Source organism: Candidatus Accumulibacter propinquus, from assembly GCF_056856495.1.
The window spans coordinates 557,546-580,233 of sequence record NZ_JBSEHC010000002.1 but is presented as its reverse complement, the minus strand read 5'-3'; the positions used below and the strand labels follow the sequence as shown (position 1 = coordinate 580,233).

The window sequence follows — 22,688 nt, the reverse complement described above, 5'->3', positions numbered from 1 at the left end:
CGCTTCAAGGTCTAGGCATGCACGCGCACGGCGGTTTGCGGAGAGGCCATTCGCGGCCGGTTGCGCGGGCACTGGGCCAGTGCGACCGCGGGTACAGGCGCGGGGTCGCGGCCGCGCTGCTTGGTACAGCCGCTCTGCTCGGCAGCGTGCTGCCGGCTGCGGCTTGTACGCCCTACGTCGAACAGCAGGCGAACGCGACCGGCGCGGTGCTGCGTCCGCATCACTCGGCACTGGAAGCCTGTAAAGTCAGCGAGGAGAGCTACCGACGCGTGCTCGCCGAATGGCTGCAGACCCGCGACGCAGCGACGCCACCACCAGACTCGCTGGCGCTCGGCCGAGCCGTGGAGTATCCGTGGATCTCTCGCTATCTGGCCGATGCCGCCATGCACAGTGCCGCATGGAGGTACGGCCGCGTGCGCGCCACACCGGGGCGGCACAACGCCTTCGTCGCCGCCCTCCTCTCCGAGTCCACCTTGCTGCAACGCCTGGATCGGCCATTTGTCGGTAGAGCACTGCAGGTGCGCGGCGTCGCCGTCGAGAAGGTGCTGCTCGGGCCGGCCAGCGAGTACGCCTCGGTCAGTGGTGCCTCGGCAAGACTCAAGGTCCCTTTCGATGCGCAGCTCTGGTTGGTGCTCGGGCCGCGGGCGCAAGACTCAGGCCTCACGCAGGCAATCGACGATGCTCAGACGCGCGGCGCGCCAGGCGGGGATGAAGCCGCCGAGCAGGCCCATCAATAGTGCGAAGAGCAGCGTTTCGACAGCGATTCCCGGCGTCAGTGTGAAGCGGAAAGCGAGTTCCGAGAAGGTCTGGAAGTTGGTGGTCGAAATATTCACCGTCTGCATCAGGCTGGCCGCGGCCAGGCCGACGCAGCCGCCGACCAGGGCCAGCAGCATCGCCTCGGCAAGGAAGGCGACGAGCACCGCGCCGCGCCGAAAGCCGAGCGCGCGCAGCGTGCCGATCTCGCCGACGCGTTGCGCGACCGCAGCGAACATGGTGATCATCGCGCCGACGATGGCGCCGATCGAGAAGATCACCGACAGCGCGGTACCGAGGATCGAGATGAAGGTGGCCAGGGCCTCGCTCTGTTCGGCGTAGAAGCGGATCTCTGGCTTGGCTTCGAGCAGCAACCGCGGGTCACTGTCGATCGCCGCACGCGTGCGCTCGAAATCGCCGGCGTCGGCCAGGCGTACGACCATGCTCGAAAAGTCGCGGCGGCGAAAGGCCTGCATCATCTGCTCGGAATCGCCCCAGATCTCGGAGTCGAAACCGCTGCGCCCGGCGTCGAGGACGCCGACAACGGTCCAGTCGCGTCCGCCGAAACGCAGCGTTTCACCGCGGCCGGCGCCGACGAAACCGTCGGCAATCGCGCGGCCGGTGACGATCTCGCTGGTGCCCGGACGGAACATGCGCCCTTCGGCAAGCCGCACCTGCGGCCGCAATGTCAGACCGAGGTCGGACGTGCCGCGCACGGTGACGTTGCTTGGCTTGCCGCTGCCCCGCTTGGGCAGGTTGATCAGAGCCACCGGCTCCTTGCTGACCAGGCGACGACCGAGCGCGTCGGTGGCGATGCCGGGCAGGCTCTCGACGACTGCCGCCTGCGTGCGCGCAATCGCCGAATTGATCTCCGCACCGGCGCCCTTGCGCAGTACGACCACGTTGTCGGGCTGGCCGGTGGCGACCAGCGTCGCGCGGATGCCTTCGCTCATCATCAGCACCGTGGCGAAGACGTACACCACCAGCGCCATGCCCAGCGCGGTGAGCACGGTGGTGACCCGTCGCACCCAGAGGTTGCGCGCAATATAGCTGAGTGGCAGGGCTTTCATCCGACGTGCCGCAGACCGGCGACAATGTCGATGCGGCTGATGCGCCAGGCCGGCCAGGCGGCAGCGACGGCGCCGACCAGCAGCGCGGCAAGCAACTGCAGCAGCAGCGTCAATTCCGACACCCGGAACACCGGCAGCAGGGTACCGACAGCCTGGCCGACGAAAGCGGCCAGCGGCAAGGTCAGGGCGATGCCGAACAGGCCGCCGACAAGTGCGATCAACAGGCTCTCGGCGGCGAGCAGGCGTACCACGAAGCCCGGCGAGAAGCCCAGCACGCGTAGCGTCGCGTATTCGGCCAGGCGTTCGCGCGCAGTCATGGTCATGGTATTGGCCATCACCGCCATGATGATCACCACGATGATCAGGCTCACCGCCTGGATGGCGACCAGGATTGCCTCGCTCATCGAGACGAAGCTGAGTTGGAAGGCCTTCTCGGTTTCAGTGAGCGTCTCGGCCAGCGAGTTGCGGAACAGCGCGTCGATGCGCTGCGAGATCAGTGCTGCGTCGTCGGCCTCGCGGATGCCGACGACGTACACGCCGACGCTGTCGACGCGCGCCGGGTTTGCGCCCGGTCGCTGGCGGATGGATTCGCTGAGGTATTTCCAGTGGAACAGCAACTGCTGTTCGTCGGTGCTGGCGTCGACGCCGTCGTAAATGCCGCGCAGCGTGAAGCTCCAGGTGCCGGGGTAGATGGTGCCGCGCAGCGGAATCTGGTCGCCGACCCTCCAGCCAAACTTGTCGGCCAGCTTGCGCCCGACGATAGCGCCCTGGCGGTCGCGCAGGAAGTCCTGCCGCTGCGCGTCGGGCAGCACATATTCCGGATACAGCGCCAGATAAGACGGCGGATCGACGGCGAACTGGGGGAAGAAGTTGCGCTCCGTGACATAGACGCCGCCGAACCAGTTGGCCCACGACAGGCCGCTGACGCCCTGCACGGCACGAATCCGCTCGCCGTAGTTGAGCGGCAGGGGAAACGTCAGCGAGACGGCGCTGCGCGTCACCAGACGCGTACTCGCCGAAGCCTCGGCGCCGGCGTACCAGGCATCGACGATGGTGCGCAGCAGGCCGAAGGCGCAGATCGCCACCACCAGGCCGATCAGCGTCAGCGCGCTGCGCAGCTTGTGGCGGAAGGCGTTTTTCAGCAACAGGCGCAGCAGCAGCAACATCGGGCGTGGCTCATCATCGGTGTTGACTCAGTGCCCGAAAGCCGTACCGGCAACGAGCACGCCTTTTTCGAGATGCACCAGGCGCTCGGCGCGTTCCGCGGCCTTGGGGTCATGGGTGACCATCACGATGGTCTTGCCGAGTTGCCGGTGCAGGTCGGCAAGCAGCGACAAGACCTCGCCGCCGGTGACGCGGTCGAGGTCGCCGGTGGGTTCGTCGGCGACAATCAGTTGCGGGTCGCTGACCAGGGCGCGGGCAATTGCCACCCGCTGCTGCTGGCCGCCGGAGAGTTCGTTGGGGTAATGGTCGGCACGGTCGCTCAGGCGCACCATCGCCAGCACGGCGTCGACATGCTGGCGACGCTGGCGGCGCGTCAGGTCGGTGAGCAACAGCGGCAGTTCGATGTTCTCGGCGGCGCTGAGCACCGGCAACAGGTTGTAGAACTGAAAAATGAAGCCGACATTGGCCGCGCGCCAGTCGGCGAGTTCGCCTTCGCTCAGGCCGGCGATGTCGATGCCGCCGATCTCGATGCGTCCGCCGCCGGGCTGGTCGATACCGGCGATCAGGTTGAGCAGCGTGCTTTTGCCGGAGCCGCTGGGGCCCATCAGGGCAATGAACTCGCCGCGCTGGACGTCCAGGTCGACGCCCTGCAACACCGGGATATGCTGTGCGCCGCGCTGGTAGGCTTTCGACAACGCCCGGATGCGGATCAGCGGCGGTGGCAGTGCGTCGGCAGCGGCGGTGTTCACTTCGCCGCCACTTTGACCATCGTCCCGCTGGCCAGCCCCGCATCCGGCGAGAGCACCAGCTTGTCGCCCGACTTCAATGCGCCGGCGCCATCGCTCCTGGCGTCGATCACTTCGACGAGTTCGCCAAGGTTGCGGCCGCGCTGTACCGGTACGGCTTCGAGGCGGTTGTCGGCGCCCACGCGCAACACTTCCGTACGGCCGTCGCGTTCGCGGAGGCTCTGCGGATTGACTGCCAGCACCGGTTTGAGGTCGGCGTCATCCGGCATTCTGGAGAGGAAGCTCGCCTTGGCGCTCATCTCTGGCAGGATGCGTGGGTCGAGCTTCTCGAACTGGATCTTGGTCATCACCGTCGCCTTGGCGCGATCGACGGTCGGCACGATGCCGGCGACCTTGCCGCGAAAACGCACATCGGGCAGCGCGTCGAGCACGATCTCGACTGGCTGCCCGATAGCCACCTTGCCGATATTGCTCTCGGAAACGTCAGCCTCGACCTCCAGCGTGCTCATGTCGGCCATGGTCACCACTGCGCCCTGCGCGCCGACGGCGCTCGAGAACGGCGTGATGATGTCGCCGACGTTGGCGTTCTTGACCAGCACCACGCCATCGAAGGGCGCGCGAATCAGCGTGAAGTCCTCGTTGACCCGCTGCACCTGCACCTGTGCCTGCGCCTGCGCGCGCGCCGCGCGCGCCAAATTGACACCGGCCTGCGCACCGGCGACTGTTGCCAGCGCACTGTCGGCGCGCCTCCTGGCGCCATCGACCGCCTGCGGCGAGACGAAGCCCCTGCTCTGCAGGCCGAGCGTGCGTTGCAGGTCGGCAGCGGCATTGGCCTGTTCAACCCGCGCCTGCTGCAGCGCCGCCGCCGCCTGGCTCTCGCCGGCTTCTGCCTGGCGAACACCGGCCTGAGCGGCGACGATCGCGGCTTCGACATCGCTGGCGTCGATGCGCGCGATCACCTGTTGTTTCTTCACTACCGAGCCTTCACGCACGTGCAGTTCGATCAGCCGACCCGAGGCCTTGGAGGCGACCGCGGCCCGTCGCTGCGCAACCACGTAACCGGAGGCCACCAGTTGCACGTATTGCTGTGACGGGGTGCTGACCAGGACGCTGCTGGTACGCACCTCGGACGTCCGCGGCAGCAGCAGCCAGACCGCGCCGGCGACCACCAGCAAGGCGACGGCAATCCACAGCCAGCGGCGGTGACGAACCGGCCGCGCAGCGCTGCCGCTGCGGTCGATGCGCAGCGGTTGCAGGGGGAACCCTGCCGATTGGATGTCGGGTTCAGTCATGGTATCGGAGGCGGGAGAGGAAACGACGACCAGGCCAGACGTTCCCAGCCATGCTGTCGACGCTGCGCCGCGCGCTCAGTTCGAGGCCATCGACTGAAAGCGGAAGACGCCCTGCTGGACCTGACCCGGCGCTTCGGCCTGATACTGGCCGGAGAAGCCGCTCGGCGAGCAGGCGCCGATCATCTTGAGAATGAAACCTTCGTTCATCCTGCCCTGCAGCATGCATTGTCCTTCGCGGTACTGTCCCTGCAGGACGCCGGTCGCAAACAGCGGCGGGAAGACGCGGATTGCCGCCGTCACCCCGTCGCCGGTACGGCGCAACTGGAATTGCACCTGCGCGGTGGTGCCGACGGTCATGTTGGTGGCGGTACCCTGCATCATCACTTCGAAGGCAGTCGGTTGCTGCGGCAGCGGCTTGCTGATCGGCGGCGGCGCTGGTGAAGTCTTGCTCGGCGGCCGCTCGATCTCGGGTGTCGGACGGGTTGGCTGCGGCGCCGGTTCCCGCTCTTTCAGCGATGCGGTTTTCAGGGCCGCCAGGCGACGCCGGGCAATCGCGGCGAACTTGCCGTCAGGGTACTGCTTGAGATAGTCCTCGAAGTCTGCCGGATCCTGGCTGCTGCGTACCGATTCCCAGAGCGAGAGCTGCACCGCCATCGGATCGACGCCCGTCGCCTTCGGCTCGGCCGCCGGTGCGGCCTGCGGCTGCACGATCACGGTAGTCGGCCCCATAAAAAAATAATCCTGCGTCAGCGACGAATGGTCCCAGGGAATCTGCTTGCCGTTGGTCTGTTCCTTCACCTGCAGGCGTACGCGGGTCAGCATCTGCCGCACTTCGAGCCCGGGCGCCGTGAGGTTCTTGAGCAGGGCTTCGGTGAACGGACTGTGACCGGTCTGCCCGTCTTCGGCCACATTGCCGGGCTGCGTGGCAAAAACGATCAGCGAGCCCTCGCCGGCGGCGATCTGGGCCAGTCCACGCCCGACCGCCGATGAGCGGGTACCCATGCTGCGCGCGAGAGAACGCGAGAAAGGGTTGTCGCGGCAGGCGTCGAGGAAGATCAGACTGACCGGCGTCGAGGTTTCCATCTGCGTCAGCACCAGGTCGGCATCGACGGCGGCGAAAGGCAGCGAGCGTTCGTTGTCGATCTTGGCATCCGCCGGCACCAGGAAGTTGCGGCCGTTGACCTGCAAGCCATGGCCGGCGTAGAAGAACAGTCCGACCTTGGCACCCTGCAACTGATCACCAAAGCGCTTGATCGCCTGTTCGAGGCGCGCCTTGTCCGGATCGACAGCCAGTTCAACCTGGAAACCGAGCTTCTTCAGGGATTCGGCCAGAGCGCGCGCGTCATTGGGCGGATTCGGTAGTGGCGGTGCATTCTGGTAAGCGCCGATACCCACTACCAGTGCCACCTGCGCCTTGCCCGGCGCCGCCGCTGTCACGCCAGCAACAAGGAGGCACGACACGGCCGCCAGCAGGCGCAGGAGTCGCAGGACGGCAGGCATCGTGGGTTCCCCCGTATGGAGATTGAGAGGCAAAATCATACACCGGCCAGGGGCTGTTACACACCCTGCCGGCGCAGAAGGGGGACAATGCTCTGCTGCCGCACACCTTCCCGAGCACGCCGCGTCGGCAGGGCGCGCCCGCCAGCCCGGATCACCAGGGGGTCTTGCGTAGCCCCCCTGCCCTGCGCCGCGCAGAATTCAATAGACGATCGCCTGCGCGCGATTGCTGGCATTGCCTTCCAGTTGCGGGCTCTGGGCAAAACCGGTTTTCATCAGCTTGCGCATCTTGGTGACCGTTTCCTTGCGCGACAGCTTGTTCTGCGACTCGCGAACGACCTTGATCAGGTAGTAGGTGAAGGCGCCGTTATAGCGACCACTGAAATACGCGTCGGCGCTCGTTTGATCGGCCTTGCAGCCGGTCCACAGGACATGATTGGCGCCGGCAACCGGGGCTTTCTCGGCAACGGCAGCGCCCTTCTTGCCGGCAGCCGGACGGTCGAGCGTGAAGCCCCGCACGCTGGCGAACTTCGTGCCGAACTCATGCTCGGGCGGTGCGATGAAACGCGCCCTGGGCGCGTGCAGCCCGAACTCCGCGCCGCGCAAACCAGTGCCGCTGTGACAGGTATCGAGGTAGACTTCCAGCAGCACATTGGCCGGCAACTGCACGAACAGATCGTGCAGTTCATCATCGCTGATGATGTGCGCCGGATCCCAGGCGCCGTCCTTCTCGGCAATGTCGTGCGGTACGAAGGCTTCGTCCTTGCCGTCCGGTTCGTCGCCGCTGCTGTCGTTCATCTGGGTGCCGTGTGAGGACAGGCTGAAAACCAGATAATTGAGCTTGCCGGCCTTGGCATCGGCAACCATGGTGTTCAGCCTGGCCATGATGTTCGCCTTGGTCGCCTGTGCGTCGGTGAGCACGCTCATCTCGGTGGTCTTGAAACCCAACAGTTCCTTGTACAGCGCCGCCATGTCCTTGGCGTCGTTGACGCAGCCATTGAGGGTGAATTGAGAGTAATTGGCAAACTTGTTGATGCCCACGAAGAGCGCTTTCTTCCTAGCCATGAGCTTGTCTCCTTCCAGTACCGCAGCCAATAAGGTTGACGGTGGTGCGGTTGCCACCGCTATGGCATTGTGCGGCAATCGTCGACCGGCCGCAACGCAGTGTTGCTGTTGCCATAACAGGCGGCGGGCGGGTGCAGTTTCGCTTCAGGCCTTGGGCAACCGGCCCATCAGAAAGAATTCTTCGTTTGGCCGCATCGAAGTCATGTTCGCCAGCCGGTTCGACATCGCGAAGAATGCAGCCACCGCACCAATGTCCCAGATGTCCTGTTCGGTGAAGCCATGCGCGTGCAGCGAAGCGAAATCGGCGTCGCCAACCTCGGCCGCGTGCAGCGAAACCTTGAGCGCGAAGTCGAGCATCGCGCGCTGGCGGGCGCTAAGGTCGGCCTTGCGATAATTGACCGCCACTTGGTCCGCGATCAGCGGGTTGCGGGCGCGCACCCGCAGGATCGCGCCGTGCGCCACGACGCAATACTGGCATTGGTTGGCGCCGCTGGTGGCGACGACGATCATTTCCCGCTCGGCCTTGCTGAGACCGCTCTCTTTTTCCATCAACGCATCGTGATAGGCAAAGAAAGCGCGGAACTCGTCGGGGCGATGCGCCAGCGCGAGGAAGACATTGGGAACGAAACCGGCTTTCTCCTGCACGGCGAGGATGCGGCTGCGCACATCCTCCGGCAGTTGATCGAGTGCCGGCACCGGGAAGCGGCTGATCGGCGGCGCCATCAATCAGGCCTCGCCGGTGGTGCAGTACAGCGTCGACTCGCCTTCGATGACCGTCTTGCCGTTAACGGTACATACCGAGTCCATCACGCAACGTCGTCGGCCTACATTCAACTCACGGACGGTGACCGTCGCGGTGACGGTGTCGCCGATACGCACCGGCGCCTTGAACTTGAGCGTCTGACCGAGATAGACGGTCCCCGGTCCTGGCAGCTTGTTGGCCAATACGGCGGAAATGAATCCGGCCGAAAGCATGCCATGTGCGATGCGACCGCCAAACTGGGTGGTCTTTGCCCATTCCTCATTGAGGTGCATCGGGTTGACGTCGGTCGAGATGCCGGCGAAGAGGACGATGTCCGCCTCGGTAACCGTTTTGGCAATGCTCGCGCTCATGCCGGTTTGCAGATCTTCGATGTTGTAGCCGCCAAGTGAATTCATCACTATCTCCATGGTCCGTGGGTTGCAGATCGTGCCATGATACACAATCGACGTATTCATCAGAGGGGAGATATTCATGAGCCGCAGCAGTGATTTTGACAGCCTTGTGCCCGCCGTTCCATTCAGCCGCCGCAGCTTCATGGTCAGCGCCCTGGGCGCCGGCTTTGCCCTGTCGGTGCAACCGGTGGCGGCGCAGAGCGTGATCAGCACCGACAGCGTCGACCTCAACGCCGGCGAGATCAAGATTCCTGCGGCCGGTGGCGAGATGCCGGCCTACCGCGCGCAGCCTGCGCAGGGTAACCAGTGGCCGGTGATTCTGGTGGTACAGGAGATTTTCGGGGTGCATGAACACATCAGGGACATCTGCCGTCGGCTGGCGAAACTCGGTTACCTGGCGATCGCGCCAGAACTCTACGCCCGTCAGGGCGACCCGCGCCAGTACAGCAACGTCCAGGAACTGCTCGACAAGGTGGTGAGCAAGGTCCCGGATGCCCAGGTGATGGCCGATCTCGACGCCTGCGTGGCCTGGGCCAAAGCGCACGATGGCAACGTCGGTCGCCTGGGGATCACCGGCTTCTGCTGGGGAGGACGCATCGTCTGGCTGTACGCGGCGCACAATCCACATCTGAAGGCCGGTGTCGCCTGGTATGGCCGGGTCGTCGGTCCGTCCAGCGAACTGACCCCGAAACAGCCGATCGACATCGCCGCCAGACTGTACGCGCCGGTGCTGGGACTCTACGGAGGAGCCGATCAGGGAATCCCGCTCGACAGCCTGGAGCAGATGCGCAAGGCTCTCGTCATGGCTGCCAATCCGCCCAGCAAGGCTTCGACGATACACGTCTACGAGCAGGCCCCGCACGCTTTTCATGCCGATTACCGGCCGAGCTACCGCAAGAGCGAGGCCGAAGATGGCTGGCGCCGCCTGCAGGCCTGGTTCAAACAGCACGGCGTCTGATTCCGGCAGATGCCGCTTAGCCGAAGTTTAACACCCCAAGGTCATAATATGGTGTTTTCGGGTCAGCTTGAAATTTAACGTGTTGATTTAGAATGTAGTGGTTTTTGCCGGCCTTTTGTTGTGCCATAATTGTTTGTCGTTAACCCATAATTTCCCTTGCTTTTGTTGTACGATCGTGAGCATGTTTATTCGACGGACACGGACCAACAACCAGGCGACCGGCGAGGGGTACTTCACCTATCGGCTGGTGCGCGGCGAGCGCGTCGGGGGCAAGGTGCGGCAGATCACTGTCCTGAACCTCGGGCGAAACTTCGCGATCAAGCAGGAAGACTGGCCGACCCTGTGTAGCCGCATCGAGCACCTGCTTCATCCTCAGCAAGCGCTGCTGCCGCTGCAATGCGCTGAGCCTATCGAGCGTGCCGCTCAGCGCTATGCCGGGCAACTGGTGGCGCGCGCGCCGGCCGTCGAGCCGGCGGCCGCTGACGCTGGAAATTTGCGGCCGTTAGCGGACTTCCAGGAAGTCGATGTCGACTCGCTGCAACTGACACAACCCCGTTCGGTCGGTGTGGAACAGGTGGGACTCTTTGCCTTGACTGAACTGGGTTTGATCGACACGTTGAGCGCATTGGGCGTTAGTGGCGTCGTGCGTGCGGCGATTATCGGCAATCTGATCGGGAGAATGGGGCGGCCCGGCTCTGAACTGGCGACCTGGAACTGGCTGGTGCGGCAGAGTGCCCTGGGTGAGTTGATCGACGTCGACTTCGCCACGATGTCACACATGAGCCTGTACCGCGCTTCGGACGTCCTGATGAAGCATCGGGAGGAGATTGAAACGCGTCTGTTCAGCAGCGTTCAGACGCTCTTTGACCTGGCAGAGACGGTCACCCTCTACGACCTGACCAACACCTATTTCGAAGGCGAAGTCAGTGGCAATCGCAAGGCCAGGCGCGGGCGTTCGAAAGAGAAGCGCAGCGACTGCCCGTTGGTGACCCTCGGTCTGGTGCTTGACGGCAGCGGCTTTGTGCGGCGCTCACAGACCTTCGCCGGCAACGTGAGTGAGGGCAGCACACTGACCGGCATGCTGGCCGCACTGGACGCCCCGGCAGGGGCGCTGGTGGTCATGGACGCAGGCATCGCCACCGAGGCCAACATCACGTGGCTCGGCGAACACGGGTACCGCTATCTGGTGGTTCGTCGCGGGGGCACACGCCAGTTCGACGAGACCTGCTCGGTGACCATCGAGACGGCTGCCGAGGAGCCACTGCATCTGCAGAAGGAGGTCAGCCAGGACGGCAAAGAACGGCTCCTGCATTGCCATTCTCCGAGTCGCCAGCTCAAGGAAGAGGCGATGCACGCCAAGGCCAGCCAGCGTTTCGAAGCCGGGTTGCAGCAAATCAGCGAGGGCCTGAACAAGCCTCGTTGCGAGAAACGCCACGACAAGTTACTTGAACGCGTCGGCCGACTCAAGCAGAAAAGCGGCGGCGCCAGCCAGCACTTCACGGTAGACCTTGCCACCGATGACTCCGGAAAAATCGTCACCGGGCTCACTTGGCAGAAAACCCCGGTCAACGGCACGATGGCCACCCATCCGGGGGTCTATTGCTTGCGCACCAACGAACTCGCGTGGGATGAAGAGCGGCTCTGGCGCACCTATACGATGCTCACCGACCTCGAGAGCGTCTTTCGTAGTCTGAAGAGCGAACTCGGCTTGCGACCGGTCTATCACCACAAGGAGAACCGCTCAGACGGCCATCTCTTCATCACCGTGCTGGCCTACCAGTGCGTACAGTTCCTGCGGGTAAAGTTAAAGGCCGCGGGGATCACCGATAGTTGGGCGACCCTGCGTGAGACCCTCTCGGTGCAGCGCCGGGTCACCGCCACCTTCCGCCAGCGCGATGGCCGTACCCTCAATGTTCGCAAGGCAACCGTCGCTGAGCCCGAGTTGATGGCCATCTATCGCGCCCTGGGCATCAACCCCACACCAGGAGGGACGAAGAAACTCATCACCTGACCCCGAAATTACGGGCTTGTTGTGCCATTAGAGATTTCTTTGCACCGCACTACATTGATTCTTAAGCATGTTTTTTTGAGCATGTTAAACCTCGGTTAGGAATACAATGCGTTGCCGCCCGAGCTGAGCCGAAGAGTTCCTGCGACGCCCCCGCCGGCCTGAAGGGGAACCAGATCTGGAAGACACAGGTCCACTGCTGGGTTTTCCGACGGCCGTCCAGCGTCGGTCCCTTCCAGCCTGGACGAGACGCGAAGTGCATTACAGGGCAGAACTACCAATACGATGACCATCAGCAACGCAGAAGAACCCAAAAAGCGGCGCAGTGTTTCACGACCGCCGTTGCCCGCGGCCAAGGCCCATGGCGACGAGGCCCATCCGGTCAGGAACGACGAACGGCCATTCATTGTCGGCATCGGCGCCTCGGCCGGCGGTCTGGAAGCACTGAGACTGCTGTTGCCGGGCCTGCCGAAGAATCTCGGGCTGAGCTACGTGGTGGTTCAGCATCTGTCGCCGACCTACCGCAGCATGATGTCGCAGTTGCTCGGTCGCGAGACGACGATGCCGGTTCGGGACATCGAGGACGGCATGCTGCCGGAGCCGAACACGGTTTACATCACCCCACCGAATCGCAACCTGACGCTGGTGGCCGGACATTTCCGCCTCGTCGAACCGGCGCGCGAATCGCTGCCCAAGCCTTCGGTGAACCGATTTTTTGCCTCGCTCGCCGAAGAGGTCGGCGAATCGACTATCGGCATCATCCTCTCCGGTACCGGTTCGGATGGTGCGGCCGGTATCCATGCGATCAAGGCGGCGGGTGGATTCACATTCTCTCAGGACCCCGAAACCGCCAAATACAATGGCATGCCACAGTCGGCAATCGACACCGGCAGTGTGGACTGGATACTACCACCCGAGAACATGGGCGCCGAGATCAGCCTGATCGTCCTCAACCGCGGCCTGATTCCTGTCGCCACACAGGCGGCGAGCGCCCCGGCGACGCTGAAAACGCTGCTCGGCAAGGTTCGCGCCCGTACCAAGGTGGATTTCTCGCAGTACAAGGAGCCGACCCTGTGGCGGCGCATCGAGCGGCGCATGGCTGCCAACCACGTCAGCACGCTGCTCGATTACCTGCAGGTGGTCGACCAGACGCCGGTCGAACTCGACAAGCTGTGCAAGGACATTCTGATCTCGGTCACCGCCTTTTTTCGCGATACCGAAGCTTTTCTTCGGCTCGACAAGGTCGTGGCCGACATTCTCGCCAACAAGCAACCAGGCGACGACATCCGCGTCTGGGTCGCCGGCTGCGCCACCGGCGAGGAGGCGTATTCGCTGGCCATCCTGTTTTCCGAACGTCTGGGTGCCTCTTTCGACCAATATCGGCTGCAGATCTTCGCCACCGACATTGACCTGGATGCCATGGCGCTGGCCCGGCGCGGCGTTTTTGCCGCGTCCAGCCTGGCACACATGGACCGCGCCCGCCTGCGTGCCAACTTCACACCGCACGGCGACCGCTACGAGATCAACAAGAATCTCCGCGACGTGGTGATCTTCGCCCGTCAGGATCTGGTGCAGGACCCGCCCTTTCTTCGCCTGGATCTGGTCAGTTGCCGTAATGTCCTGATTTATTTTCAGAGCGAGTTGCAGGCACGGTTGCTGTCAGTGTTTCATTACGCCCTCAACCCTGGTGCTTACCTGTTCCTCGGCAAGTCCGAAGGCATCTTCCAGCAGGAGGCGCTGTTCGGCGTGGTCGACAAGGAAGGTCGACTTTACCGTCGTCATGGCGTCGGCGCTCGTCTGCCGCTGCTACGTTCCGAGATGCAACTCCCTGCCGCGGGCCTCAACCAGCACCAGCGCGTCAGCAAGCCGACAACGCCGCTAGGTTTCGAAAACATCCTGCTCGAGGCCGCCGGGCGCCATTTCATCCCGACCAGCATCCTGATCAACAGCAAGTTCGAAATTCGCCATATCCATGGCGACGCCAGCCGCCTGCTCAACGTTTCTCCCGGCCGACCGGCCTTCGACCTGATCGCGCTGATACGTCGCGAGTTGCGCACCGAAGTGCAGGTCCTGATGCGCCAGGCGCAAGTCAAACAGGCCGTGGCACCCGGACGTCCCCGGCACATCAAGGCGCTCGACCCGAATCGCGGCGTCCGCCTTTCGGTGCATCCGGTATTGGCTGCCGGTAATGAAGCGCTGTTCATGGTCTGCATCGAGTGGATCGCACCGCCGGCAGGCAAGAACACCGTCGAGGACAGCACCAACGTCACCGACAAGGAACTCGAGGACGAACTGGCGGCCACGCGCGAACACTTGCAGACGCTGGTCGAGGAACTCGAAACCTCGAACGAGGAAATGCAGGCACTCAACGAGGAGATCCAGGCTTCAAACGAGGAAATGCAGGCCTCCAACGAGGAACTCGAAGCGTCCAACGAAGAACTGCAATCGACCAACGAAGAACTGGCAACGGTCAACGAAGAACTGCAGATCAAGACCGCTGAAACGCAGGAACTCAATATCGAACTGGAGTGTATCCAGAACAGTGTCGACTATCCCTTGCTGGTGCTTGACCGCAATGCCTGCCTTTTGCGCTTCAACAGCGGTGCTGCACGGCTCTTCAAACTGGGCGCGGCTCAAGTCGGTCGTCATCTGCGGGATCTGCCTCTGGCCCCGGACATGCCGGATCTGGTGGCCGACAGTCAGAAGGTGATCGACACCCAGAATGCACTCGACCGCCAGATCGTCAATGCCAACCGTCGCCACTACGCACTGCACATCGCTCCGCTGCTGCGCGACACGCAACGCATTGCCGGAGTCATCATGCTCTTTACCGACAACACCAGCCTCTACGAAATCGAGCGCTCGGCGCGCGAAACGCAGATCAGGTTACTCGCGGTAATGAACAATTCGGTATCGCTGATGGCGGTCAAGGACGCTTCCGGGCGTTACCAGTTTGCCAACCCCAAGTTCGAGCAGACCTTCGGGTTTGAGGCCGGACAGGCGATCGGCAAGACCGATCGGCAACTTTTTCCCGAAGCCGTGTGCGATCTGTTCCGCGACAGCGAGATCGAGGCGATGCGTCTGCGCCGGGAAATCGAGCGCGAAGAGGCGCTGCCGCTGGCCGGTGGCGATCGTCATTTCCTTGCCGTGCGCTTTCCGCTTTTCGACGACGACGGTGCAATCACCGGTTTGTGTTTCCAGGCCACCGACATTACCGCCCGCAAGCGCGCCGAAGAACGTTTGCGGCTGGCGGCGATGGTTTTCGAGCGCGCTTCCGAAGGCGTCATGGTCACCGACACCGAGCAGCGCATTCTGACCGTCAATGACGCTTTCACCACCCTGACCGGTTTCCCTCGAAAGGAAGTCGTCGGCAAGAAACCGAGCATCCTGCGCTCGGAAAGAACCGTGCCCGAGGTCTACGTCGACATGTGGGACCGCGTCAACCGCCTCGGCGTCTGGCAGGGTGAGATCTGGAATTGCCGCAAGAACGGCGAGCATTTCCTCGAATGGTTGTCGATCAATACGGTCAAGGACAAGAATGGCAAGGTCGTCAACTACGTCGGCATGTTCAGTGACATCACCAAGGTGCGCGAGTCACAGCAGCGTATCGAATACCTGGCGACACACGATGAACTGACCGGGCTGCCCAACCGTGCGCTGTTCAATGACCGCCTGCATCTGGCTCTGGCGCGTGCCGAGCGCTCGCGCGAAAGCATCGGCGTGGTGTTCATCGATCTCGACAACTTCAAGGTGGTCAACGACACCCTCGGCCATGTCACCGGTGACAAGCTGCTCAAACAGGCGGCGATGCGCTTGCTCGACTGCGTGCGCGCCGAAGACACCGTCGCCCGCCTGGGGGGTGACGAGTTTGTGGTCCTGCTCGAAACCGCCGATCGCCGCGAGGCGACACTGACCGCAGAGCGCCTGCTCAGCGCCTTGAGTGCCAGCTATCATTTTGACGAGCACGAATGCTTCATCAGTGCCAGCATCGGTCTGAGCATGTACCCCGAGGATGCGTCCGATGCCAACGCGCTGATGCGCAATGCCGACTCGGCCATGTATCGGGCCAAGGATCACGGCAAGAACGCCTTCCGCTTCTTCACCGCCGACCTGGCCCACCAGGCGACGCGGCGGCTGGCACTGGAGACGGGCCTGCGACGAGCGATCGAGAACAAGGAGTTGTTCATCTACTACCAGCCGCAGATCAAACTGGAGAACCACACGGTGGTCGGCGCCGAGGCTCTGGTTCGATGGCACTGCAACGGGGAACTGGTGGAACCGGTGGTCTTCATTCCGGTCGCCGAGCAAAGCAATCTGATCGTGGCCATTGACGAGTGGGTGTTGGGTGAGGCCTGTCGGCAGATCGTCGCCTGGGATCAGGACGGACTGCCGCCGGTTCGTATCAGCGTCAATATCTCGGCCCGGCACTTCCGCAAGGAGGGCATGGCCGCCGACCTGATGCGCATCGTCAACGCGCATGGCGTCGCACCGCAGCGGCTGTGCATTGAAATTACCGAAGGCGTGCTGATGGATTTCGATCGCGCCCAACGGATGCTCGCCGAACTGGTTGCTTTCGGTGTGATGATCAGCATCGATGATTTCGGAACCGGGTTTTCATCACTGTCCTACCTCAAACGCTTCCCGATCCACGAACTCAAGATCGCGCGCAGCTTCATCGACGGCATCTCGACCAGCGCCGATGATCGGGCGATTGGCTCGGCGATCATCTCACTGGCGCGCCACCTCGGCATGAGCGTCGTCGCCGAAGGCGTCGAAATGGTCGATCAGCATAGCGAACTCGATGCTTCCGGCTGCCACAACGGCCAGGGCTATCTCTATGCCCACCCCCTGCCACCGGATGTCTTTGCTGAATGGCTGCGCTCCCGCACCCTGAGTTGATGGAAGAAAAGGAGGCCGACCGCCCTGCCGACGCCGCTGACACGGCCATTATGGATTTGAGTTATACACTTGATGCGAGCAATGCGATCATAGCGGTCAGTGGTGACTGGGATCGCGTCGCTCTCGACAATGGTGGCGAACAGATTATCTCCAGGCGGATCATCGGCCGCCGGCTCGACGACTTCATCACCGGCGACGTGACCCTGATGTTCGTGCGCACGATGCTGATGTCGGCGCGAACGCTGAAGTACATCATCCGGCGCCCATACCGCTGCGACTCGCCACAACTCAAACGCAGCATGGAAATGACCGTCGTGCCGCGAGCGCAAGGCGTGCTGGAGGTCTGTCACCGCCAGCTCCGTTCGGAACCGTATCGCTACCCGCTGGCCTTCAAGAGCACTGCTAGCGGCGCTGCCGCGAACTTTATCAAGCGCTGCAGCATCTGCAACCGCGTGCGTGTGGGGCAAACCTGGAGCGAAGTCGACGACGCCGTCCGCGCAGGCCGCTTGCCGCGGGATGCTGGCGCGACGCTGATGGTGGTGTATGGCGTCTGCCCCGAGTGCATGGCGCGACGGGGCATCGGAGCATAGGGCGCTAGAAGCCGCAGATGAACGCGTAGCCGCTCAGGCCGTGCTGTCCAACTCGTCCAACTGGGCAGAATCGTCGTCGGCAGTCTCTGAGTTTGCCGCATCCCTGAGACGTTGCTCAATGCTTTCCGCGAGACCATTGGCGGCGTCTTCGATCATGTCGAGGACCAGATCGAAACCATGCCCAAGACCGTAGTACGGATCGGGCACTTCATCGTCGTCGAAGTTCTTCGAGTAGCTCATCAACAGACCCAGGCGGTCGTGCTTGTCCGGCGGACAGATGCGCTTCAGAACCCCGAGGTTGTTGTGATCCATCGCCAGAATCAGATCGAAGTAGTCGAGATCCTGGGCCGCCACCTTGCGGGCGCGCATCTCCGACAGATTGTAGTTGCGAATGGCTGCGGCGCGCTGCGTTCTTTGATCCGGCGCTTCGCCGGCGTGATAGCCGTGCGTTCCGGCCGAATCCACCTCAACCTGGTCGCTGAGGTTCTTCTGTCGCAGGATGTGACGAAATACGCCCTCTGCGGTCGGCGAGCGACAGATATTTCCCATACAAACAAATAGAACCTTGATCACCTTTCCTTTTCCAGATACGTACATTGATCTTGTTCAGTTGCACCTCACCGGCAACCAAGCCACCCGCCTTTAGCCTGACGCTTGCCGACCCTCGATGCATTCCGACGAGGGCTTCATCATCCGTCGAAAAGAGAGGCAGCGCAACATCGCAGCGGCAAATTTACCTTTCGGCCGCACTGCGGGGCACATCGGAGTTGCCTATATGAGGGTGGTAGCGCAGAGAGCCACGGCACACAAGGATAAGCAGCCAGCAATCGCCATGCACACCGCCGCCCGGTGCGCGCCACTTCGCGAAAACCACTCGGTGTCGTGGGCCAACACCCTTGCGCCGCCCATCAACGCGAGCGCGGCGGGGTTTTTGGCTTGGTTGCGCCAGAAGCGGCGCCTGCTCCGGGCTTGGGCTTGGCCACGCTTCTGCCGGCAATTTTCGGCTTGTCGACCGGCTTCGGTTTGCGACGGTTCTGTTCTGGCGGTTTTTTGTCGGCAAACGGGTTGCTGGAAACATTGAACTGGATTTGCAGTGGCGTCCCCTGCAACTGGAAAACCTCCCGGAAGGTATGTTCGAGAAAGCGTCGGTACGACTCCGGGACCTTGTCCAGGGCATTGCCGTGGATCACGATCAACGGCGGGTTCCTGCCACCCTGATGAGCGTAGCGTAGTTTTGGTCGGAACAGACCGCTGCGCGGGGGCGCCTGTCTGGCGACCGCGTCGATCAGGGCACGCGTCAGCTTCGGCGTCGGCAGGTCGGCAGTTGCCGCCTTGTAGGCCGCATCGACCGAACGGAAAAGCGCTTCGAGCCCATGCCCCTTGAGCGCGGACACATAGTGGAAACGCGCGAAATCGATGAACGACAACTGATTTTCGAGAGCGCCTTTGAGTTGCTCGCGGGTGTAGGCATCGAGGCCGTCCCACTTGTTTACGGCGATGACCAGCGCGCGGCCGGATTCGCGAATGAAACCGCCGATATGCGCATCCTGGTCGGAGATGTCCTGGCGTGCGTCAAGCACCAGAATCACCACCTGCGCGTCCTCGATCGCCTGCAGCGTCTTGATTACCGAAAATTTCTCCAGGGTTTCGAACACCTTGCCGCGACGGCGCAGACCGGCGGTATCGATGAGCGTATACCGCCGGCCGCCGCGCTCGAAATCGACATGGATGGCGTCGCGAGTCGTTCCCGGTTGATCGAAGGCGATGACGCGATCTTCGCCGAGCAGCGCGTTGATCATCGTGCTCTTGCCGACATTCGGGCGGCCAACGATGGCCACCTTCACCACGTCACTGGTGGCCTCGCCCTCCACCTGTTCAGAATACGGATCGAGTGCCTCGTCGATCAGCGTCCGCACACCCTCGCCATGCGCCGCCGAGATCGCCAGCGGCTGGCCGAGACCGAGTTCATGGAAATCCGAGACGACGATCCCCTGGCTCATGCCTTCGGACTTGTTGACCGCCACCAGGACCGGCCGCCCGGATTTGCGCAAGCGGTTGGCAATTTCCTTGTCGAGCGCGGTCACCCCGCTGCGGCCGTCGACGACAAACACCACGACATCGGCCTCGTCGATCGCCTGCTCGGTCTGGCGCGCCATCTGGTACATGATGCCGTCTTTGGCCAGCGGCTCGAAGCCACCAGTATCGATCACCAGATAGGGCTTGCTGCCAAGCCTGCCATGACCGTAGTGACGGTCACGCGTGAGGCCCGGAAGGTCGGCCACCAGCGCGTCGCGCGTCCGGGTCAGGCGGTTGAAGAGTGTCGACTTGCCGACATTGGGACGTCCGACCAGAACGATGCTCGGCTTCATTGCACCTCGATTGCCAGCACGCTTCCGTTACTGGTCTGTAGCAGCAGATTGGATCCCAAGCGCTGCAGTGGCGCGCGCAGCGGGCTGCCGTCGGTTGGCAAGCGGGCCACGAAGGAGCCGTCATCGCGATTCAGGAAGTGCACGACCCCGCGCACATCGCCCACGACAACCAGATTGCGCAGCGGCATCGGCGCCGTAAGCCGGCGCAGGAAGAGCTTGTCCTGCTTCCAGAGACTGGCACCGCTTGCCTTGTCGAGCGCATGCACGGCACCCTTGTCGTCGGACACGTAAACGAAGCGACTGTCGATCGCCAAACCGGCGGCAGACGAGATCTCGCGCGCCCAGACCAGGCTGCCGCTGCCCAGATCGAAGCAGGAAACGCGCCCCTGGAAAGCAGCCGCGCAGATCATCCGCGCATCAATGACCGGCATGCTGCTGACATCGGCAACGCGATCGAGTTCGGTGGCTCCCTTCGGCAGTGCCACCGCTCCCTCCCACAGCGGAGCCCCGTTTTCTGCACTTACCGCAATCAGTTTACCGCCGGGGAAACCGGCAAAGACGTACTTTTCGACCAGCACCGGACTGGCGGTCGCGCGCAGCGACAGCGGCGTGCTCGGTCGTTGATAGATCCACTTGCGCTTACCGTCGACGGCATCATAAGCCGCCAGGCGATGGTCGCCACTGCGCACGATCACCAACCCGTCGCGGACCAGGGGCGGGGCAACGATCTCGCTGCTGGCCCTGGCTTTCCACAAGGGGCTGCCGTCAGCAGTGGCAAAGGCCAGGATCTCACCCTTGGCGGTACCGACCACGAACCGTCGCTCATCCGCGCCGACGCCACCCGAAAGCGGCTGTTCCAGCTTGATCCGCCAGACTTGCTGGCCATCGTCGAAGCGGGCGACCGTGCCGTCCCGAGCTGCCGCGTAAACCGAAGCATCCACCACCGCCGGGACGAAGGTGAGTTCCTCTGCCTTGCCGACAGTATTGTTCCAAAGCACACGCACTTCAGCGCTCGCCTGGATCGGCTGCAGTTCGGCCATCTTCGGTCCACTGCTCGCAAACGGATTCAGGGCGTCGAGTGTCGAGCAGCCGGCCAGCAAGGCAGATAAGCAGACTGCTGCCAGCATGCGCCGCTGCATCAGTTCGACTCCCCGAGCGCATCCAGCTTCAGGTGCAGGATTTCACGATAGGCGGCGTTCGCCTGTCGATCCGGTAGCGTGCTTTCACTCCTGCCGGATTGTTGATCGGCCTCATCGAGTTTCGCCAGTGCCGCCTGATATGCGGCACGCGCCTCGACCTTTTTGCCCTGGGCACCAAGAATGTCGCCGCGAGTGTCCTGAAATCGCGCAGCGTAACCGCCGCTGACAGCCCCATCGACTTGCTTGAGCGCCTCGTCGTAGGCTTGCTCGTCAAGCAGCAAGGTCGCCAGGCGCAAACGTGCCAGTTCACGCCATTCATCCTGGCCATGCTCGACTACCCACAGCAACTGCAGCTTGGCGGTCTTGGCATCGCCGGCAGCAAACAGCATCCTGGCAGTGGTCATGGCGGCCATTGGGGCATAGGCCGTGCCACCAAACTTTTCAAGCAGTTCGCCACTGCTTGCCTTGATGCGCTGCAGATCGTTGTCGCGAACCGCTTTCTGTAGTGAGCCGTATACCATCGAGGCCTGTGCCGCCTGATTGCGTTGATACCAGTTCCAGCCTTGCCAGGCGACAACGACGATCGCTGCCGCAGTCACGATGCCGGCCAGGAGGTTGCCGTACTGCTGCCACCAAGCCTTGATTTCGGCAATTTGTTCCTGTTCTTCGAGGTCGTAAGTAGCCATTACGATTCTTCCCAATCCAAAATAGAACCCATGATTGCGTCGGCAAGGCCATCGACACTGACCCGCTTCTGCTCGTTCGGTTGTTCCCCATTCGCGCGCAGGGCCTTGAGCGTTACCTCGCCGGCTTCTGCCTCGTCGTCGCCGATGATCACGGCAAAATTCGCCCCCGAGGCATCGGCCTTCTTCATCTGCGCCTTGAAGCCACCACCACCGCAATGGAACAGCACGTCGATGCCCTGATCACGTAGCCCCTCGGCGACCCGTACCGCGAGACGCGAAGCAGCGCTGCCCTGATGCACAAGATAGACGTCCACTGCCGCTGCAGTGGTTTCTCCACCGGCCTCGCGAAGCAGCGCCAGCAACCGCTCGACACCCATGGCGAAACCGCAGGCCGGAACCGACTTGCCGCCCAGTTGCTGCACCAGGCCGTCGTAACGCCCACCGGCACAGACTGTCCCTTGCGCTCCCAGCCGATCCGTGACCCACTCAAAAACGGTCAGGTTATAGTAGTCGAGACCACGCACCAGGCGTGGATTGATCTCGAAGGGCTGCCCCGCATCGCGCAGCACCTGTTGCACGCTCTCGAAATGCGCCATCGACTCCGCTCCCAGATGGTCGATCAGCCTGGGTGCGCCGCGAATGATCTCCTGCAGCGCCGGGTTCTTGCTGTCGAGAATACGTAGCGGATTGCTGTGCAAGCGTCGTCTGGCGTCTTCGTCGAGCAGTTCGCCGTGCTGCTCGAAATAGCTGATCAACTCGGCGCGATGGCGCGTCCGCTCGGCCGCCTGACCCAGTGTGTTGATTTGCAGCGCTACGCCGTCGAGGCCGAGGTCGCCCCACAAACGCGCGCCCATCAGGATCTGTTCGGCATCAATGTCGGGGCCGGAAAAGCCGAGCGCTTCGACGCCGACCTGATGAAACTGACGATAACGCCCTTTCTGCGGTCGCTCGTGCCGGAACATCTGGCCCATATAGTAGAGCCGCTGCGGCTGTTGCGCCACGAGATTGTGCTGGATGGCGGCGCGTACGCAGCCGGCGGTACCTTCGGGACGCAATGTCAGTGCTTCGCCGTTGAGCGCATCGACAAAGGAATACATTTCCTTCTCGACAATGTCGGTCACTTCGCCGATAGCGCGCTTGAACAGCGGTGTCGGCTCGACGATCGGCAGGCGGATCGGGCGGTAACCATAGCTCTTGAGCCACGAACGGATGGTTTCCTCGAAAAGGTCCCAGAATTCGGCCTCGTCGGGCAGGATATCGTTCATCCCGCGCACCGACTGGATCTTCGGAGTCATCA

Annotated in this window: 18 protein-coding genes; 5 read left to right on the top strand and 13 right to left on the bottom strand. The window is 62.9% G+C overall.

From position 1 onward, the window contains the following. Positions 1-17 precede the first annotated feature (17 nt). The gene (locus tag AC15MQ_RS05005) at positions 18-737 is read left to right on the top strand and encodes a hypothetical protein (protein WP_483079500.1); all 720 of its coding nucleotides are present in this window, start codon (positions 18-20) and stop codon (positions 735-737) included. Here the strand turns inward: AC15MQ_RS05005 and AC15MQ_RS05000 are convergent. The 8 genes from AC15MQ_RS05000 to AC15MQ_RS04965 form a co-directional block, all read right to left on the bottom strand. Continuing rightward, on the bottom strand, positions 654-1,823 hold the full coding sequence (locus AC15MQ_RS05000) for an ABC transporter permease (RefSeq protein WP_287671383.1): 1,170 nt from the start codon (positions 1,821-1,823) through the stop codon (positions 654-656). The two genes, AC15MQ_RS05005 and AC15MQ_RS05000, sit on opposite strands and share 84 nt — an antisense overlap. Next, entirely contained in the window at positions 1,820-2,986 is a 1,167-nt protein-coding gene (locus tag AC15MQ_RS04995) for an ABC transporter permease (protein ID WP_287651796.1), read from the bottom strand. The genes AC15MQ_RS05000 and AC15MQ_RS04995 overlap by 4 nt, the downstream gene beginning before the upstream one ends. 30 nt (positions 2,987-3,016) lie before the next feature. After that, the gene (locus AC15MQ_RS04990) at positions 3,017-3,736 is read right to left on the bottom strand and encodes an ABC transporter ATP-binding protein (RefSeq protein WP_483079499.1); all 720 of its coding nucleotides are present in this window, start codon (positions 3,734-3,736) and stop codon (positions 3,017-3,019) included. Then, complete coding sequence (locus AC15MQ_RS04985; protein WP_483079498.1) at positions 3,733-5,025, bottom strand: efflux RND transporter periplasmic adaptor subunit; 1,293 nt, start codon at positions 5,023-5,025, stop codon at positions 3,733-3,735. The genes AC15MQ_RS04990 and AC15MQ_RS04985 overlap by 4 nt, the downstream gene beginning before the upstream one ends. 75 nt (positions 5,026-5,100) lie before the next feature. Beyond that, positions 5,101-6,525, bottom strand: a complete 1,425-nt coding sequence (locus AC15MQ_RS04980; RefSeq protein ID WP_287651747.1) for a caspase family protein — start codon at positions 6,523-6,525, stop codon at positions 5,101-5,103. 198 nt (positions 6,526-6,723) lie between these two features. After that, complete coding sequence (locus tag AC15MQ_RS04975) at positions 6,724-7,587, bottom strand: caspase family protein (protein WP_287671380.1); 864 nt, start codon at positions 7,585-7,587, stop codon at positions 6,724-6,726. A 144-nt stretch (positions 7,588-7,731) separates the two neighbouring features. Continuing rightward, on the bottom strand, positions 7,732-8,313 hold the full coding sequence (locus tag AC15MQ_RS04970; RefSeq protein ID WP_287651745.1) for a peroxidase-related enzyme: 582 nt from the start codon (positions 8,311-8,313) through the stop codon (positions 7,732-7,734). Further along, complete coding sequence (locus AC15MQ_RS04965; RefSeq protein ID WP_287651744.1) at positions 8,314-8,745, bottom strand: MaoC family dehydratase; 432 nt, start codon at positions 8,743-8,745, stop codon at positions 8,314-8,316. Between the two features lie 76 nt (positions 8,746-8,821). Between AC15MQ_RS04965 and AC15MQ_RS04960 the strand changes: the two genes are divergently transcribed. The 4 genes from AC15MQ_RS04960 to AC15MQ_RS04945 all read left to right on the top strand — a co-directional run bounded on the left by AC15MQ_RS04960 (position 8,822) and on the right by AC15MQ_RS04945 (position 17,197). Next, a complete protein-coding gene (locus AC15MQ_RS04960; protein WP_483079497.1) occupies positions 8,822-9,700 on the top strand; it encodes a dienelactone hydrolase family protein in 879 nt (292 codons plus the stop codon). 181 nt (positions 9,701-9,881) lie between these two features. Then, positions 9,882-11,711 carry an IS1634 family transposase gene (locus AC15MQ_RS04955; protein WP_483079496.1) on the top strand — a complete coding sequence of 610 codons (1,830 nt, stop codon included), beginning with the start codon at positions 9,882-9,884 and terminating at the stop codon, positions 11,709-11,711. Positions 11,712-11,993: 282 nt separating this feature from the next. Continuing rightward, positions 11,994-16,607: an EAL domain-containing protein gene (locus AC15MQ_RS04950; RefSeq protein WP_483079495.1), complete on the top strand. Its 4,614-nt coding sequence runs from the start codon at positions 11,994-11,996 to the stop codon at positions 16,605-16,607. Continuing rightward, the gene (locus AC15MQ_RS04945) at positions 16,580-17,197 is read left to right on the top strand and encodes a hypothetical protein (RefSeq protein WP_332336150.1); all 618 of its coding nucleotides are present in this window, start codon (positions 16,580-16,582) and stop codon (positions 17,195-17,197) included. The genes AC15MQ_RS04950 and AC15MQ_RS04945 overlap by 28 nt, the downstream gene beginning before the upstream one ends. Positions 17,198-17,230: 33 nt before the next feature. Here the strand turns inward: AC15MQ_RS04945 and AC15MQ_RS04940 are convergent, their stop codons facing one another. From AC15MQ_RS04940 to hisS, 5 genes are all read right to left on the bottom strand, one after another. Next, the gene (locus tag AC15MQ_RS04940; RefSeq protein WP_287651738.1) at positions 17,231-17,770 is read right to left on the bottom strand and encodes a low molecular weight protein-tyrosine-phosphatase; all 540 of its coding nucleotides are present in this window, start codon (positions 17,768-17,770) and stop codon (positions 17,231-17,233) included. A gap of 335 nt (positions 17,771-18,105) precedes the next feature. After that, a complete protein-coding gene (gene der / locus AC15MQ_RS04935; protein WP_287651737.1) occupies positions 18,106-19,566 on the bottom strand; it encodes a ribosome biogenesis GTPase Der in 1,461 nt (486 codons plus the stop codon). Continuing rightward, on the bottom strand, positions 19,563-20,705 hold the full coding sequence (bamB, locus tag AC15MQ_RS04930; RefSeq protein WP_332336149.1) for an outer membrane protein assembly factor BamB: 1,143 nt from the start codon (positions 20,703-20,705) through the stop codon (positions 19,563-19,565). Before bamB ends, der begins: the two co-directional genes overlap by 4 nt. Next, positions 20,705-21,391 carry a YfgM family protein gene (locus tag AC15MQ_RS04925; RefSeq protein WP_483079494.1) on the bottom strand — a complete coding sequence of 229 codons (687 nt, stop codon included), beginning with the start codon at positions 21,389-21,391 and terminating at the stop codon, positions 20,705-20,707. Before AC15MQ_RS04925 ends, bamB begins: the two co-directional genes overlap by 1 nt. Beyond that, positions 21,391-22,686 (bottom strand): histidine--tRNA ligase, encoded by a 1,296-nt coding sequence (hisS, locus tag AC15MQ_RS04920; protein WP_287671516.1) that lies wholly within the window; start codon positions 22,684-22,686, stop codon positions 21,391-21,393. The genes AC15MQ_RS04925 and hisS overlap by 1 nt, the downstream gene beginning before the upstream one ends. Positions 22,687-22,688: the final 2 nt, after the last annotated feature.